At 71.0% G+C, this 16,478-nt stretch carries 14 protein-coding genes and 1 pseudogene; 9 read left to right on the top strand and 6 right to left on the bottom strand.

What is annotated here, in order from left to right; all coding sequences use genetic code 11:
- Positions 1 to 493 (bottom strand): annotated as a pseudogene (locus Afe05nite_RS41185) (hypothetical protein); the annotation flags it as partial.
- A 97-nt stretch (positions 494 to 590) separates the two neighbouring features.
- Positions 591 to 1,082 (bottom strand): hypothetical protein, encoded by a 492-nt coding sequence (locus tag Afe05nite_RS41180; protein WP_203822789.1) that lies wholly within the window; start codon positions 1,080 to 1,082, stop codon positions 591 to 593.
- Between the two features lie 129 nt (positions 1,083 to 1,211).
- Between Afe05nite_RS41180 and Afe05nite_RS41175 the strand changes: the two genes are divergently transcribed.
- A complete protein-coding gene (locus Afe05nite_RS41175) occupies positions 1,212 to 2,831 on the top strand; it encodes a cellulase family glycosylhydrolase (protein ID WP_203822788.1) in 1,620 nt (539 codons plus the stop codon).
- Between the two features lie 498 nt (positions 2,832 to 3,329).
- Positions 3,330 to 4,376 (top strand): glycoside hydrolase family 11 protein, encoded by a 1,047-nt coding sequence (locus Afe05nite_RS41170; protein WP_203822787.1) that lies wholly within the window; start codon positions 3,330 to 3,332, stop codon positions 4,374 to 4,376.
- A 73-nt stretch (positions 4,377 to 4,449) separates the two neighbouring features.
- Here Afe05nite_RS41170 and Afe05nite_RS41165 read toward each other — a convergent pair whose 3' ends face one another.
- The 3 genes from Afe05nite_RS41165 to Afe05nite_RS41155 all read right to left on the bottom strand — a co-directional run bounded on the left by Afe05nite_RS41165 (position 4,450) and on the right by Afe05nite_RS41155 (position 8,917).
- Complete coding sequence (locus tag Afe05nite_RS41165) at positions 4,450 to 6,468, bottom strand: ABC transporter permease (RefSeq protein ID WP_203822786.1); 2,019 nt, start codon at positions 6,466 to 6,468, stop codon at positions 4,450 to 4,452.
- A complete protein-coding gene (locus tag Afe05nite_RS41160; RefSeq protein ID WP_203822790.1) occupies positions 6,465 to 7,895 on the bottom strand; it encodes an extracellular solute-binding protein in 1,431 nt (476 codons plus the stop codon). Before Afe05nite_RS41160 ends, Afe05nite_RS41165 begins: the two co-directional genes overlap by 4 nt.
- A gap of 251 nt (positions 7,896 to 8,146) precedes the next feature.
- A complete protein-coding gene (locus tag Afe05nite_RS41155) occupies positions 8,147 to 8,917 on the bottom strand; it encodes an IclR family transcriptional regulator (RefSeq protein WP_203822785.1) in 771 nt (256 codons plus the stop codon).
- 128 nt (positions 8,918 to 9,045) lie between these two features.
- Between Afe05nite_RS41155 and Afe05nite_RS41150 the strand changes: the two genes are divergently transcribed.
- From Afe05nite_RS41150 to Afe05nite_RS41140, 3 genes are all read left to right on the top strand, one after another.
- On the top strand, positions 9,046 to 9,915 hold the full coding sequence (locus tag Afe05nite_RS41150) for a fumarylacetoacetate hydrolase family protein (RefSeq protein ID WP_203822784.1): 870 nt from the start codon (positions 9,046 to 9,048) through the stop codon (positions 9,913 to 9,915).
- The gene (locus Afe05nite_RS41145) at positions 9,912 to 11,282 is read left to right on the top strand and encodes an aldehyde dehydrogenase family protein (protein ID WP_203822783.1); all 1,371 of its coding nucleotides are present in this window, start codon (positions 9,912 to 9,914) and stop codon (positions 11,280 to 11,282) included. Before Afe05nite_RS41150 ends, Afe05nite_RS41145 begins: the two co-directional genes overlap by 4 nt.
- 85 nt (positions 11,283 to 11,367) lie before the next feature.
- Entirely contained in the window at positions 11,368 to 11,931 is a 564-nt protein-coding gene (locus Afe05nite_RS41140; RefSeq protein WP_203822782.1) for an HD domain-containing protein, read from the top strand.
- On the opposite strand, the gene phoU is transcribed toward Afe05nite_RS41140, so the two are convergent.
- Positions 11,900 to 12,565: a phosphate signaling complex protein PhoU gene (gene phoU / locus Afe05nite_RS41135; RefSeq protein ID WP_203822781.1), complete on the bottom strand. Its 666-nt coding sequence runs from the start codon at positions 12,563 to 12,565 to the stop codon at positions 11,900 to 11,902. The genes Afe05nite_RS41140 and phoU overlap by 32 nt on opposite strands.
- 207 nt (positions 12,566 to 12,772) lie before the next feature.
- On the opposite strand from phoU, the gene Afe05nite_RS44360 reads away from it, so the two are divergent.
- From Afe05nite_RS44360 to Afe05nite_RS41115, 4 genes are all read left to right on the top strand, one after another.
- Positions 12,773 to 14,458 (top strand): serine/threonine-protein kinase, encoded by a 1,686-nt coding sequence (locus Afe05nite_RS44360; protein ID WP_239118598.1) that lies wholly within the window; start codon positions 12,773 to 12,775, stop codon positions 14,456 to 14,458.
- 134 nt (positions 14,459 to 14,592) lie between these two features.
- The gene (locus Afe05nite_RS41125) at positions 14,593 to 15,261 is read left to right on the top strand and encodes a hypothetical protein (protein ID WP_203822780.1); all 669 of its coding nucleotides are present in this window, start codon (positions 14,593 to 14,595) and stop codon (positions 15,259 to 15,261) included.
- A 3-nt stretch (positions 15,262 to 15,264) separates the two neighbouring features.
- Entirely contained in the window at positions 15,265 to 15,756 is a 492-nt protein-coding gene (locus Afe05nite_RS41120; RefSeq protein ID WP_203822779.1) for a sigma-70 family RNA polymerase sigma factor, read from the top strand.
- On the top strand, positions 15,749 to 16,438 hold the full coding sequence (locus Afe05nite_RS41115; RefSeq protein WP_203822778.1) for a ricin-type beta-trefoil lectin domain protein: 690 nt from the start codon (positions 15,749 to 15,751) through the stop codon (positions 16,436 to 16,438). The genes Afe05nite_RS41120 and Afe05nite_RS41115 overlap by 8 nt, the downstream gene beginning before the upstream one ends.
- Positions 16,439 to 16,478: the final 40 nt, after the last annotated feature.

Genomic DNA, 16,478 nt, shown 5'->3' with positions numbered 1-16,478 from the left:
CGGGCATCGCGGCGGGCGCGGGCATCGCGGCGGGCGCGGGCATCGCGGCGGGCGCGGGCATCGCGGCGGGCGCGGGCATCGCGGCGGGCGCAGATGCGGGCGCAGCCGGGGCGGCGGATGCGGGCGCGGCGGGGCCGGGCGCGGCCGTCACGACAGGCGCAGATGCGGGCGCGGTGGATGCGGATGAGGCAGATGCGGACGCGGGCATCGCGGCGGGCGCGGGCGCGGCGGTGGATGCGGGGGCGGGAGCGGGAGGTGGCGGGGCGACGAGGCGGGTGACGGCCGCGTTGCCGATGGAGCCCTGCAGGGCCAGCAGCATCTCCGGGGTCAGGCCGCCACCCGGCGCGGCTGCCGCGGGGGCGTCGGTGAGCTGCCGGAACAGGTCGCCGGAGCCGAGCTCGAGGGTCTGGGTCGGCGCTGCGCCGGTGGTGGTCGGCCCGGCGGCTCGCTCGAGGGCGTCCGCGTCCTTGCTGACCTCGCGTTCGGCAGCCATCCGTCCATCGTGGCCGGTGTCATCGACGGAAGCCGCTGTCGGTCAGGTTGGCGACAGGCGCCATCCTGACACGAAGGTCCGGATGGGGGCGGCGGCGCTAATCGCCGAGGCCGGAGCCGATGATCACGAAGATGCGGTCCGCCTGGCCCGGCTTTGCCGGGCGCGGGCGCACCATGGTCAGCGCGACCTCGCGGGGCCACCAGCGGGTCGGCTCGCGCCAGGCGCACTCGACGAGGGTGGCCTCGGGGTTGTCGGCGCAGTCGCCGATCTGCTCCCAGTGGTCGAGCTGGGTGGCAACGGTCTGCCGGGACCGCAGCCACGGCGAGCCGGGCGGCATCTCGTAGATGCGTACGGTCGCCTTCCCGCGATCGTTGCGCAGGCTGCGCGCGACGAGCAGGGAGCGGACGGAGACGTCCTCCTGGTATCCCGGGCCGGCGAAGTCCGGCACGACCGCCCCGGCGGGCGGTGCGATCGGGTGCGCGACGCCGGCGGCCCGCCATCGTACGTAGGTAATTGTCGCCGCCACGACCGCGACGACGACCAGGAGTCCCGCGATGACGGCGCTCAGCCGCCTTGCCCCGATCCGCACGAGAGGGAGTCTAGGCAGCCGGCACCAGCGCCGGGCTCTTGACCGAACCGCCATCGAAGCGCTTCGATGATCGGGCTGGCGCGAACCGGATCCACCGCCGGTCCAGCGCTCGAGACGAGAGGAAAATCGATGAGTACGACAGTCAGGAAGGCCGGGCTGGCATTCGCTGCCGCCGCCTTGGCCCTCACCGGAGCCGTGTACGGCATGACCAGGCCGGCATCGGCCGAGGTCACCGCTCAGCTGACCGCTTCTCAGCTGGTCGCCGACATGGGCGCCGGATGGAATCTCGGCAATCAGCTCGAGGCCAACGCCAACGGGATCCCCAGCGAGACCGCGTGGGGCAACCCGGTCATCACCCAGGCTCTGATCAACCGGGTCAAGGCGTCGGGCTTCAAGACGATCCGCATTCCGGTCTCCTATCTCGGGAACATCGGGGCCGGTCCCGGCTACACGGTCAACTCGGCCTGGCTGAACCGGATCGCGGAGGTCGTGAACTACGCCTACAACCAGGGCCTCTACGTCGTGGTCAACATGCACGGCGACGGCTACAAGAGCGTCAACGGCTCCTGGCTGATCTGCGACGCGGCCGACCAGACGACGGTCAAGGACAAGTACCAGAAGGTCTGGCAGCAGGTCGCGACCAAGTTCCAGAGCTACAACGACCACCTGGTCCTCGAATCCATGAACGAGGAGTTCGACGGTCAGTACGGCAACCCGACCTCGCCGTGCTACTCGAACATCAACGCCTACAACCAGATCTTCGTGGACACCGTCCGCAAGACCGGTGGCAACAACGCCGCCCGATGGCTGCTGATCCCGGGCTGGAACACCAACATCGAGTACACCACCGGCAACTACGGCTTCGTGCTGCCCACCGACCGGAACCGGTCGAGCTCCATCCCCAGTAACGAGCAGCGGCTCATGATCTCCGTCCACTACTACGACCCGTGGGACTTCGCGGGCCAGGAGGACGGCAACATCACGCAGTGGGGGTCGGCGGCGAAGAACCCGGCGAAGAAGTCGACCTGGGGTCAAGAGGACTACATGGACACCACGATGAAGAAGGTCTACGACACCTTCGTCACGCGCGGCTATCCGGTGTTCGTCGGTGAGTACGGCTCGATCGACAAGACCACCTACGACTCGTCGAACAACACGTACCGGGCGAACTACGCGAAAGCCCTGGTGTCCACGGCCAAGAAGTACGGGGCGGCCACCGCCTACTGGGACAACGGCTACAACGGCCAGCACGGGTTCGGCCTGTTCGACCGCAGCTCCCTCACCGTGACCCAGCAGGGCATCATCACCGCCATCATCAACGCCGTGGGCAGCAGCACACCCACCACCCCGCCGACGACGACGCCGACCAGCAAGCCGCCGACCAGCCCGCCGACCACGCCGCCGACGAGCGCCCCGACCAGCAACCCGGGCGGCGCCGGCGCCTGCCGGGTCAGCAGCACGATCAGCGCCTGGAACACCGGCCTGACCAGCAGCATCACCATCACCAACACCGGCACCGCCGCGATCAACGGCTGGACCCTGACCTTCACCCTGCCCACCGGGCAGACGATCGTCGCCGGCTGGAGCGCCACCTACGCCCCGGCAAGCGGCGCGGTGACCGCGACCAACGCCGGCTACAACGGCACCCTCGCGGCCGGCGGTTCGACCACCATCGGCTACCAGGCGAACCACACCGGCAACGCCGGCGCGCCCACCGGCTTCAAGCTGAACGGCACCACCTGCAGCTGAACCTGCGTCACGACGGGCCGGGACCGGCACAGGTCTCGGCCCGTCGTGCTGTCTCCGTCCTGGACAGGCCGTGCCGGGCCCGGCGCGCACCCGGCTTGACACCTCCTCAGGAGTTCCGGAAGTTTCGGATAAGGAATACTTAAGTTGCGCCCCAGCCGCCGAGCACCAAGAGAACCAAGAATTTTTGGGCCAGGTGGAGTGGCTGCCAGGATGGCCTGAGCTGGGAAAAATCCCGACCGGCACGAGCCGAGAAACTTCCGGGAGCTACCGGTAATTGTTGACACGCCAGTCGCGTACGGCACATGATGTCGCCACCGGCAGTTCGACCACCATCGATTGGATCGTCCACCGCGATCCGGTTCCCCGGTCGACCGGCACGGCCCGCGAATCCCCGCCTGGTGCGACGCCGACGCGTCCCGCCGTCACCCACGGCGCCCGGCTGCGCGGGTCCGGTCCTGCTGCCGGTACGTCCTCGCAGTTCCTCCGAAGGGACTCCACATGAACGACACGTCAACTCCCCCGACCGGCCGCCGGCGCCGCCGCACGCGGCTGTTCCTCGGCTTCGCCGGTGCCGTGGCGATGGCCGTGGCCTCGGTTTCCGCCGCCGGAGCCGCGCACGCCGAGGCCGACCGCACGGTCACCTCGAACTCGACCGGCACGCACAACGGCTACTTCTACTCGTACTGGAAGGACAACGGCAACGTCACCATGAACCTGGGCGCCGGTGGCGGTTACAGCGTCCAGATGAACAGCATCAACAACTCGGTCGTCGGCAAGGGCTGGAACCCGGGTTCGACCAGTCACACGGTCAACTACTCCGGTTCCTTCAACTGCGGTGGCAACTGCTACCTGGCCCTCTACGGCTGGATGACCAGCCCGCTCGTCGAGTACTACATCGTCGAGAACTTCGGGAACTACAACCCGAGCACCGGCGCCACCCGGCTGGGCTCGGTGACCACCGACGGCAGCACCTACGACCTCTACCGGACGCAGCGGGTCAACCAGCCCTCCATCCAGGGCAACGCCACGTTCTACCAGTACTGGAGCGTCCGGCAGCAGAAGCGCACCGGCGGCACGATAAACGTGGCCAACCACTTCAACGCCTGGCGGCAGGCCGGCCTGCAACTGGGCACGCCGAACTACCAGATCCTCGCCACCGAGGGCTACCAGAGCAACGTGAGCTCCAACCTCACCGTGAGCGAAGGCTCCGGCGGCGGGGACACGGGCGGCGGCAACGGTGGCGGCGGTAACGGCGGTGGCGGCAACGGCGGCGGCAACGGTGGCTGCACCGCGACCCTGTCCGCCGGGGACAAGTGGAGCGATCGCTACAACCTCAACGTGGCGGTCTCCGGCTCCAGCAACTGGACCGTGACGATGAACCTCCCCTCGCCGGCGAAGGTCGGCTCCACCTGGAACACCAGCGCCAGCTGGCCCAGTCAGTACGTGATGGTCGCCAAACCGAACGGCAGCGGCAACAACTTCGGTGTCACGATCATGGCCAACGGCAACTGGACCTGGCCGACCGTCTCCTGCAGCGCCGGCTGACCACCGGCGATCCGAGCTCGACCCGCGGCGCGGCTGCCCCTCCGGCAGCCGCGCCACCCCACGTCGTGACGGGTCAGCCCTTCACCGCGCCGGCGGTGAGCCCCTCGGTCAGGAAGCGCTGACCGACCGCGTACATGATCACCACCGGGATGCTCACCAGCAGGGACGCCGCGGCGAGCTGGCCCTGGGGCACGACGTCCCCGGCGATCATCGACTGCATCCCCACCGGCAGCGTCTTGTAGTCGTCCTTGGTGATGAACACGAACGCGAAGAGGAACTCGTTCCAGGCGTTGGTCAGCGTGAACAGCGCGACCGCGAGCAGCCCCGGCTTGGCCAGCGGCAGCACCACCCGGCCGAACGCCTGGACCCGGGTGCAGCCGTCGACGAGCGCGGCCTCCTCCAACTCCGCCGGGATCGACGCGAAATACCCGGTGAGCAGCCAGGTCGCGAACGGCAGGGTGAAGGTCGGGTAGGTCAGCACCAGCGACCACAACGAGTCGGTCAGCCGCAGCCCGATGAGCAGCTGGTAGAGCGGGATGAACAGCAGCGCGCCCGGCATCACGTAGGTGAGCAGCACCGTGACGGTGAAGCCCTGCGCCCCGCGGAACCGCAGCCGGGCCAGCGCGTAGCCGGCCAGGACGGCACAGACCAGGGCCACCGCGGTGGACGCCGCGGACACCAGCAGGGTGTTGACATACCAGCGGCCGAACGGCTGGTTGGTGAACAGCGCACCGAACTGCTCCAGGGTCCACGGCGTCGGCCACAGGTCGTTCATGCGGGTGACGACCTGGCCCTCGGACTTGAAGGCGGTGACCGCGATCCAGTAGAGCGGGCCGAGCACGAACGCGAGCAGGCCGGCCAGCGCCACCCCGGAACCGATCCCCGACACGACCGACGAGGCCCGGCGACCACCCCGGGCCTGAAGCACCGAGACCACCCGGCCGGCCACCGCGGCGACCAGCAGGATCACCCCGAGGACCACCGCCGCCTTCCAGAAGATGTGCGGCGACGCCCAGGCCAGCGCGCCGACGAACACCACGGTGACGGCCCACGGCAGCACCTTTCGAGCCGTCCCCCGCCACCGGCCCGCCCGGGTGTGCCGGATCCGCCCGGTTCCGTCGTCCTGGCGCAACGTCCGGACCAGCACGAACACCAGGCCACCGATGATCGGCAGCATGACCAGCGTGACCGCCGCGCCGGCGCCGTACTGCAACTGCAAAATCGCTTTCGAGTACGCGACGAGCACGTACGGCGCGGTCACGTCGCCGGGTCCGCCCTGGGTCAGCAACCAGATCAGGTCGAAGTTGTTGAACGTCCAGATCGACGACAGGGTCACCGTCACCGTGATCACGTGGCGCAGGCCGGGCAGCGTCACGTGCAGGAACCGCTGCACCGCCGAGGCACCGTCGATGGTCGCCGCCTCGTACTGGTCGGCCGGGATGGCCTTCAGCCCGGCGAGGAAGCAGACGGTGAAGAAGGGCACCCCCTTCCAGACGTTGACCAGGATCACCGACGGCATGGCCAGCGACGGGTCGGACAGCCAGCCCGCGGGCCAGCTGTCCACCAGATGGGCGGAGGCGAGCAGCGGCCCGATGCCGGAATCGGTGAGCAGGGTGTTGACGCTGCCGAAGATCGGGTCGAACAGGGCCCGCCAGCTGAACGCGGTCACCACCGTCGGCACCACCCACGGCACCAGGAGAAGGCCGGTCAGCACGGCTCGGCCGCGCCGGCGGTGGTGCAGCAGCAGGGCCGCGGCGAGGCCCAGCACCACCTTGAAGATCTCGGCGTAGGAGGTGAAGACGAACGAGTTCACCACGCCCGTACGGAACTGGTCGTCGCCCACGAGGGCGAGGTAGTTGTCCAGGCCGACGAAGACGCTCTCGGCCCCGTGCCGTTCGGTCGTGCTGGTGAGGATCGACCGGGCGATCGGCACCAGCACGAGCCCGCCGACCAGCAGGGCGGTGGGGGCCAGGAACAGGGCCGCCAGCCGCCAGTCCCGGCCCAGCCGCCGCTGGGTGGTGGTGAGGGAGCCGGGCCCCGGCGGCGGGGCCGGCCGCCGCACCGGGGCCGGCGCCGAACGGACCGACCTCACTGCGGCAGCCCCTGCTGGGCGAAGATCTGCACCATCTTCGCGTGCGCCGCCTTGACCGCCGCGGCGGCCGCCGTTCCCTGGATGACCTGTTGCATCATGTCGGTCAGGACGTAGGCCGCGACGACCGCCTGCTGACCGGCGCTGGCCTTCTGCGGGAAGGTCAGCCCGTTCTTGGTGGACAGCGGGAGCGACTGCTGCGACATGTTGCGCACCATCGGGAACGCCGGGTCGCCGCCGGTGAAGTACGGGTCGGCGTCCCACACCTTCGCCCAGGCGGGCATCACCAGGCCGGGCGCCTCCTTGGCCACCCCGACCAGCGCCGGGGCGCTCACCAGGTATTGCGCGAGGAGCTTGGCCAGCGCCGGGTTCTTGGCGCCCTTGAACACGACGAAACCCTGGGACTGGCCGAGCAGGAGCGACTTGTCGGTCGCCGGCCCGACGCAGTCGGAGAAGACGTGCGTGTTGCCGTACACCGGATTCTTCTTGGTCTTGGAGTCCGCGTAGACGCTGAAGCTGTTGCGGGTGTAGCCGAGGATGCCGGCGAGCCAGTTCTCGTTGTTGCTGGTGTCGGTCCAGCTGGCCACGCCCGGCGGCAGCATCGCCTTGTACTTGGGGTTGGTGTAGATGTCGCCCAGGAAGGTGACCGCCTGCACCGTCTCGGGCGAGTCGAAGGTGACCTTCTTGCCGTCGTTGGTGGCGATCGCCCCGCCGTACGAGTTGATCAGCGCCTCGATCATCCCGTTGCCGTCGCCGGACCGGTTCACCGTCATGCCCCAGCCGAACCGGCGCTTGCCCGGGTCGGAGATGGACAGGCACAGGTCCCGCAACTCCTCCCAGGTGTAGACGTCCTTGGGGGCGATGCCCTTCTCCTGCATCCAGTCCTTGCGCAGGAAGGACCCGATCCCGATGAAGTGGTACGGGATCGCGAACCACTTGCCGTCGAAGACGCAGAAGTTCTTGGCCTCGGCGCAGGGCTCGCCGTACTTGGCGGTCAGCGCCGTGACGACGTCGGTCACGTCCTGCAGGTCGCCCAGCGCCTGGAACTGCGCGACGAACCGGGAGTCGGTCATGAACGCCAGGTCGCGGGCCACGCCGCCCTTGACCTCGGCGTCGATCTTGGCCACCACGTCGCCGGCGTCGGCCTGGATCAGGCTGTTCTCGATCTTCGTTCCGGTCGCGTCGGCGAACTTCTTGATCGACCCGTCGAGCTGCCCGTTGGCCGTCACCGAGTACAGCTTCTGCGACAGCACCCCCATCGACGTGCCCTTCATCGACGCCGCCGCGTCGACGAGTTCCTTGGGGACCTCCGCCTGGGTCTTCGGGGCCGACTCGGAGGTGCCCCCGCACGCGGCCAGACCGGCCGCGCCGAGCACCCCCACCCCCGCGCCGAGAAAGTCGCGCCTGGACCACACCGAGTTTTCCTTCATCGCCACTCGCCTCCTTTGTCCCTCGCCGTCGTTCACCGCCGGAAAGTTCGCCCCGGTCGAAGCGGAGCTCACAAGAGATTTCGCGCGTTCAGCACGCTCTGGGCAGTGCCACAGGCGTAATGTGATCAGCGTCGTTCGAGATTTCGACAGCCCGTTCGAAATTTCGTACGGTGCGTGGACGCGACGGTAGAGGAACACCTCGAGAGGTGTCAATGCTTCGATGTGCGGGCCGACCACGGGCGGCCGGACGGCTATTCGGGCTGAGCCGTGAACCCCATCCGGGCGGACAGCGCGGTCGCGCCTTCGCGGACCAGGTCGGGCCACTCCGCCTGAGCCTGCGCGGTCCAGCGGACGATCGGGGCGGAGACGCTCATGGCCGCGATGGTCGCGCCGGAATGGTCGCGGATCGGCGCGGCGACGCACCGCATGGCGCTGTCGGACTCGCCGATGTCGAACGCGACGCCCGCCGACCGGGCCCGGTCGAGCTGGGCCCGCAAGGCGTCCTGGTCGGTGACGCTGTCCGGCGTCATGCCCGGCAGGACGTCCTTCGTCAGGACGGCGTCCAGGCACTCCGGGTCGAGGCTCGCCAGCAGGATCTTGCCGACCGCCGTGCAGTGCGCCGGCAGCCGCAGGCCGACCCCGGAGACCATCCGGACCGGGTGGGTGCTGTCGACCTTGACGAGATAGACCACGTCGGCGCCGTCGAGCACGGCCACATGGACCGCCTCGTCACACGCGGCGGCCACCTCACGGGCGACGTTCTGCGCCTCGCGGACCAGGTCGAGCCGCCCGGCGAAGGCGGCACCGAGCTGGAACAGGGGCATGCCCAGGCGGTACTGGACCGGCTGACCGGGTACGGAGATCAGGTAAGCCCGCGCGACGAGCGTGACCAGCAGCTCGTGCACGGTGGTGCGGGGCAGGTCGAGCCGCTCCGCCACCTCGCGGGCCGACAGTTGGGGGCGATCGAGAAACAGTTCGAGGATGTCGAGCGCGCGGATGACCGCCGGAACCACACGGGGCATGTCGATGAATCCCTTCGAGATGCCGGGCCCGTGTCTGCGATCTCCACACGGAACAGCACTTGAACAGGTTAGCGGCGGCCCCGGCGCAGCCGATAACAGCCACTCTTCCTCAGACTTAGGATGGTCAGATGCCGATCTCCCTTCACCGCCTGCGGGCCGGCGACGAGTCACGCTGGGCGGTTTGCCAGGACGGCGCGTGGGGCGAACTCGACGGTGACCTCGCCGGCCTGCTCGCCCTGCCGCTCGACCGGGCCCGCTCGATCGTCGAGGCGGCGGCCCGCGAAACCGGCGGCGAGATGCCCGGCGAGCAGACGCTCCCGCCCGTCGACCGGCAGGAGGTGTGGGCGGCGGGCGTGACCTACCTGCGCAGCCGCGACGGGCGAAAGGAGGAGTCCGGCCACGGTTCGCTCTACGACCACGTCTACGACAGCGCCCGGCCCGAGCTCTTCTTCAAGTCCAGCCCGTGGCGGGTGGTCGGCGACCAGGACGCGGTGGGCATCCGCGCCGACTCCGGCTGGGACGTGCCCGAGGCCGAGGTGGGCCTGGTGCTCAACGCCGCCGGGGAGATCTTCGGTTACACCCTCGCCAACGACATGAGCAGCCGGTCGATTGAGGGTGAGAACCCGCTCTACCTGCCCCAGGCGAAGATCTACGACCGCTCCTGCGCGATCGGGCCGGCGATCGTGCCGAGCTGGGCGGTGGACCCGGGTCCGTTCGAGATCGGCCTGCGGGTGCTGCGGGACGGCCACGAGGCGTACGCCGGGAAGACCTCGACCGCGGCGATGGCCCGCGGCTTCGAGGACCTGGCCGGCTGGCTGTTCCGGGCGCTGACGTTCCCGGCCGGGGTGGTGCTGCTGACCGGCACCGGTGTCGTGCCCGACGCCGATTTCACCACCCGGCCCGGCGACACGATCGAGATCACCTCCGCCGCCCTCGGCACGCTCACCAATCCCGTCATCGCGATCGGCGCCGCCGACGGTGGAAAGGACCAAGCATGACAACGATCGAGAGCCGTTCCCCGCAGGCGCCGTCGGACCTCGTCGTGAGCGTTCCCGACTCGTCGCCGGAGACGGTGGCGGCCGCCGCCGACGCGGCCCGGGTCGCGGCCACCGGCTGGGCCCGGGGACCGGCGCCGGCGCGGGCGGCCGCCCTGCACGCCTGCGCGGAGGCGCTCTCGGCGGCCACCGGTGAGCTGACCGATCTGGTGGTCCGCGAGGTCGGCAAACCGCGCGGTGAGGCGGGCGCCGAGATCGGCCGCGGGGTGGCGATCCTGCGCTACTTCGCGCAGCAGGTCCTGCACCCCGAGGGCGAGGTCTACCCGCCGGCCGACGGTGTGTCGCTGTTGCACACCCGGCGCCGGCCGCACGGCGTCGTCGGGCTGATCACGCCGTGGAACTTCCCGGTGGCGATACCGCTCTGGAAGGCGGCACCGGCCCTCGCGTTCGGCAACGCCGTCCTGCTCAAGCCCGCCCCGCAGTCGTCCGCGGTGGCCATCCGGCTGGCCGAGCTGTTCGCCGGAGCGCTGCCCGAGGGGGTGCTGACGGTGCTGACCGGCCTCGGCCGGACCGGCGAGGCGATCGTCGACACCACCGACGCGGTGTCGTTCACCGGCTCGGTGGCCGCCGGGCAGGCGGTCGCCCGGCGGGCGGTGGGACGGGGCATCCCGGTGCAGTGCGAGATGGGTGGCCAGAACGCCGCGATCGTGCTGCCGGACGCCGACCAGGACGCGGCCGCGACCGCGATCGCGGCGGCGGCGATGGGCTACGCCGGGCAGAAGTGCACCGCCACCAGCCGGGTCATCGTCGTCGGTGATCCGGCGCCGTTCGCCGAGCGACTGGCGGCGGCCGTCGAGGCGCTGCCGGTGGGCGATCCGGCGGACCCGGCGACGGTGGTCGGCCCGGTCATCGAGTCCCGGCCACGCGAGGCGATCCGCACCGCCGTGCAGCGCGCCGGCGCGGCCGGCGCGCGCGTGCTGACCGGCGGCAAGCAGCCCGACTCCGACGGATGGTTCCAGGCACCGACGTTGCTCACCGACGTGCCGGCCGGTGACGACCTGCTCCGCGAGGAATACTTCGGACCGGTGTGCGTGGTGCTGCCGGCCGAATCCGCCGACGCCGCCGTGCGGGTGGCCAACGAGGTGCGGCACGGGCTCGTCGCCGGCCTCTACACGCGCGACCTCGGGGCGGCGCTGACCCTGACCAACGAGCTGGACGTGGGCATGGTGAAGGTCAACGCCCCGACCACCGGGGTGGACTTCCACGCCCCGTTCGGCGGCGAGAAGGAGTCGAGCTACGGCCCGCGCGAGCAGGGCACCGCCGCCCGCCACTTCTACACCCGGACGGTCACGGTCACTCTCACGCCGTGACCGCGAGGCCCGGCCGGCACCCGGCGCCCGTCCGGGTGACCACCACGGTGGTGCGGGTGCCGTGACCGGGTGCGATCCTTGGCCGATGATCTCGCGGATCCGGGCGCTGCACCGGGAGCTGGCGCCGGACGACCAGGCGTACGAGCTCGTACTGACGCACTGCGAGATCGTCTGGGCGGTCGCCGAGCAACTCGTCCACGCCCGCGGACTGGAGGTCGACGTCGAGCTGGTGCGTGCCGGCTGCCTCGTCCACGATGTCGGGGTTCATCTGCTCGCGGGGTCGCCCTACATCCGGCACGGGGTGCTCGGTGCGCGAGCGCTTCTCGAGCGGGGGTTCCCGGCCGAGCTGGCCCGGTTCTGCGCGCATCACACCGGGGTCGGGCTGACCCGCGAGGACATCGAGCGGCAGAACCTGCCGCTGCCGGCGGGTGACTATCTCGCGGAGACCGCGGAGGAACGCCTCGTCATGTACGCCGACAAGTTCCACAGCAAGTCGACGCCGCCGGTGTTCGTGACCGCCGCGACGTACGCCTCGCGGATCGGCCGCTTCGGGGCCGGACCGGCGGCCCGGTTCGCCGAGATGGTGGCCTACTACGGCGAACCGGATCTCACCGAGCTCACGGCTCGATATCCGCATGCGGTGCTCTGACGCCGCCGCCGGCCAGGAACACCACGTGGTGGCCGATGTTGACGACGTGGTCGGCGTACCGCTCGTAATAGCGCCCCAGCAGCGCGCCGTCGACGGCGCCCTCGACCCCCATCGGCCACTCCGGGCTCAGCATCACGCTGAACAGATCGGTGTGCAGCTGGTCCATGGTGTCGTCGTCGCTGTCGAGCTGGGCGGCCAGCTCGGCGTCGTGGTCGGCCAGCGCCGTCACCAGTTTGGCCGACAGCTCGTCGGCGGCCGCGGCCATCGCCTTGAACAACCCGGTCAGCTCGGGTGTCACGGCCGGCACCGGATGGCGGCGCAGGGTCACCCGGGCGACGTGCACGGCGAGGCCGCCCATCCGCTCGAGGTCGGCCGACACCTGCAACGCGGTCAGCAGCATCCGCAGGTCACCGCCGATCGGCTGGCGGCGCGAGATCAGCTCCTGCACGCGGTCGTCGACCACCCGGTTGAGCACGTCGATCTCGGCGTCCCGCACCGTCACCTGCGCGGCCAGGTTGTGGTCGGCGGCGAAGAGGGCGGCGCTGGCCTGCCGCATCGCCTCCCGCACCGCCTTGGCCATGATGACGAGGGTGCTGCCGACCCGGGCGAACTCGTCCTGGAAGTCCGCCCGCATGGATCTCCCCCACCCTCGACAGCATGTCCGCGCGCAATGCTATGCGGTAACGCTCACCTCAGCGCCATGCCGCCGACGCGTGGTAGGGCATGTCGGTTCTTATGCTGAGGTATCCGTCCAACTTGGTGGAGACCTGTCCGGAAAACCGGGTCGCCCTCGGCCGAACGCTGGGATGCGCTCGGCGAGGGATGACGGCAAGATGCCTTGGTGACTTCCGACGTGGCCGAGGACGACAGCCTGCTCGGCGGGCGCTACCGCCTGCTCCGCCCGACCGGCGCGGGCGGCATGGCAGTCGTGTGGGAGGCCCGCGACGACGTGCTGGCCCGCACCGTGGCGGTGAAGGTGCTCGCCGGCGACACCGCGACGGACCCCGACGCCCGGCAACGGATCCGGCGGGAGGCCCAGGCGGCGGCGGCGATCGCCCATCCGAACATCGCCCAGGTGCACGACTACGGCGAGACCGGCGAGCAGCCGTACGTCGTGATGGAGTTCGTCCCCGGCGGCACCCTGCTGCAGCGCATGGGCCGGGGCCTGCTGCCACCCCGGTTCGCCCTGCGGGTCGGCGCGGAGGTCGCCGCCGCGCTGGCCGCCGCCCACGCCGAGGGCCTGGTGCACCGCGACGTCAAGCCGGCGAACGTGATGCTGGCGCCGACCGGCGCCAAGGTGGTCGACTTCGGCATCGCGGCGGCGATCGCCCCCGCGGGCCTGGGCGCCGACGGCGACATGCTCTACGGCACGCCCGCCTACCTGGCCCCGGAACGCCTGCTCGACGACGCCGTCTCGCCCGCCTCCGATGTGTACGCTCTGGGCGTACTCCTGTACCTGATGCTGACCGGCCGCTCGCCGTGGTCCATCGAGGACACCACCGAGATGCTGTCGGCCCACATCTACCTGGAGCCGCCGCCGCTGCCGACCGTGCCCGGCGTCCCCGATTACGTCACCGACCTGGGCAACCGCTGCCTGCAGAAGGACCCGACCACGCGGCCGAGCGCCCGCGAGGCCGCGGCCCTGCTGGCCACCGGCGCCGGCCTGCCCACCGTCGTCGACGACCCGGCCGTCCCGGCCACCGGCGCGGTGCCGTTCCTCGCCGACTTCGAGCCGGTGACCGACCCCATCCACGAGCCCGGGTTCCCGCCGTCCACCGCGACGGCCCATGCCGCCGCCGGCTTCCCGCCGCCCGCCACGACGACTCATCCCGACCCCGGATTCCCGCCACCCGTCACCGGGGCCACCGGCAACGGCGGGTTCCCGCCGGCGCCGGCCGGGACACCGGCGTCCGAGCGGCGGCGGAACCGGCTGGTGGCGGTGAGTGCCGGCGCCGCGGCCCTGGCCGCGATGGCGGTCTGGTTGCTGCTGCCGGACGACAAGGCCGCCGCCCCGTCGGCGGGCCCGGTCTCGGCGGCACCGCCGGGCGCGGGCCCCTCCTCCCCGGGGCCGGCGAACCCGGGCCCGACCCCGAAGACCGCCGTGACCGGCACCGCGCCGGCCGACCCGGCGGACCCGGCCGCGAACCTGCCGCCGGCCGCGGGACTGCCCCCGGCCACGGCCGCGCCCGCCCGGACCGGCACCGCGCCCGCGCCGGCCGGTACCGCCCCGGCCGGCGCCGGGCCCACCGGCACGGCGCCGGCCCCGCCGAAGACGACGGCGCCGGAGCCGCCGGCCGGACCGGCGCCGGAACGCACCTTCACCTCCGACGCCGGTGAGGTGAGCGCGTCCTGCTCCGGGACCTCGACGGCACGCATCCTGTCGTGGACCGCGGCCAAGCCCTACAAGGTCGACGAGACCGATCCCGGACCGGGCGCACGGCCCTCGGTGCGGTTCAAGCACGGCAACCGCTTCGTCACGATGACGGTGGCCTGCGCGTCGGGCGTACCGTCGCTGGCTTCGGAGTGACCCGGGCGGGCCGATCCGGCACCGCCGGACCCCGGGAGCGCTCGTTATCGTTCCGTTATTCAAGGCCTGCAATCGGCCGGGCTCGCGGCGCGTGTTCGGGGCAGTAACAAACCCCTGAACAAGGAGCTACCCCCATGCGTACGATCCTGGTCGGAGCCTTTGCCCTGGCAGCCCTCACCGCCTGCGCGGGCAACACACCGGTTGCCACCGGCGCGCCCACCAGCTCGCCCGCGGGCCCGTCCGCCGCCGCCGGAGCGGGCAGCGCACCCACCACCGCCCCGTCGAGCAGGCCCGCCGCTTCGCCGGGGAAGACCAGCAAGGCCCCGAGCGCCGCGCCGGCCGGGACCAAGACCACCAAGGCCGACGTCAGCCAGCTCCGCAGCCTCGGCATCGACCTCGACGCGGGCGTGCTCCTCGACGTCGCGGACGACGGGGTGGACCGCTACCTCGCGATCGGCAAGGACGGGGTCGTCGACTTCACCGGCACCGGCAAGACCGACGCGACGATGATGTCCCTGAAGGCGGCTCCGGGTGGCGCACGGAACCAGGTCCTGATCCAGCCGCCGTTCTGGAACGAGGACCTGGGAACCGGTTCGTGCGTCACCGACACCGCCGGCGCGGCCCTGAAGTTGGAGACGTGCGCGGCCGGTAAGCCCGCCCAGGTGTGGACCGTGGTCCCGGCCGGCGACTCCGGCCAGTTCGAACTTCGGGGAAAGTACGGAATCGTCCGGGTCGACAACGGCAAGATCACCACTGGTACTTCGGGCCGCTCGGGCCTGCAGACCATCCTGTTCGCGAAGTGACTCATGCGTGATGCCGAGGATTTCGACGCCTTCTACGCGATGTCCTCGCGCCGGGTCCTGGCCCACGTCTCGATGATGGTGGGCAGCCAGGCCGAGGCCGAGGACGCGGTCGCCGAGGCCTACCTGCGCGCCTGGAACCGCTGGTCCAAGATCAACAGCTACGAGAATCCCGAGGCCTGGGTACGCCAGGTCGCCTACCGCCAAGCGGTGAGCACCTGGCGCAAGGCGGTCAACCGCCGGCACGCCCACCGCCGCGACGACGCCGACCAGCACGTCGCCGCGCTGAGCCCCGACCACGTGGCGATCGTCGCCGCGCTCCGCCGGATCCCGCCCGACCAGCGCCGGGTGATCGTCCTGCACCACCTCGTCGGCCTGAGCGTGGCCGAGATCCATCAGGAGACCGGAATCCCGGCCGGCACGGTCACGACTTGGCTGGCGCGGGGGCGCCGGGCCATGGCCGCCTTCTTGTCGGACGAGGAGCACAGCGATGTCTGACGATCAGATCAACCCCGGCCTCCGGGCGTACGCCGATCAGGTCCAACGCACCGCCGAGCTCGCCCCCGCGGCCGAGATCCGCCGCCGTGGCGACCGTCGCCGCCGCAACCGCGCGGTGGGCGCCTCGTTCGCCGTGGTCCTGATCGCCGCCGTGGGTGTCGGCACCCTGCTGGACCGCCGTCCGCACCGGGCGGTCATCCCGATCGGCCCGTCCCCGGCGCCGTCCGCCTCGGCCGCGCCGTCCCGCACCACCCCACCGCCCAGCTACCAGCCGTCGAGCTCGAAACGGTCGGACGTCACCCAGTTGCGCGCGCTCGGCATCGACCTGCGGACCGGCGTGCTGATCGACGTGGCCGACGACGGCGAGGACAGCTGGATGCAGGTGGTCGGCGACGTCGTCGACTTCACCGGCGACAAGAAGGACAACTCCACCCGGATGTCACTGCAACCGGCCCCGGTGGCCGCGGACAACTCGGTGCTGATCATCCCGCCCGCTCAGCCCGGCATGTGCGTGACCGACACCACGAAGCCCCCGCTGGCGCTGCAGCCGTGCAAGGACGGCAACCAGTCGCAGATCTGGAAGGTGGTCCCGGCCGGCGATTCCGGGCAGTTCGAGCTGCAGGGCCGCTACGACACCGTGCGCGTGCAGGGGCGCGTCGGGCTGCAGACGATCAAGTTCTAGCTTGATTTTTAACCGGTGCGGCGTGGGCGGGGAGTGGTTA

It is taken from the genome of Paractinoplanes ferrugineus (assembly GCF_016862195.1).
Lineage (GTDB): Bacteria > Actinomycetota > Actinomycetes > Mycobacteriales > Micromonosporaceae > Actinoplanes > Actinoplanes ferrugineus.
The sequence above is the reverse complement of the archived record's forward strand: the minus strand, read 5'-3'. Positions and strand labels throughout refer to the sequence as shown.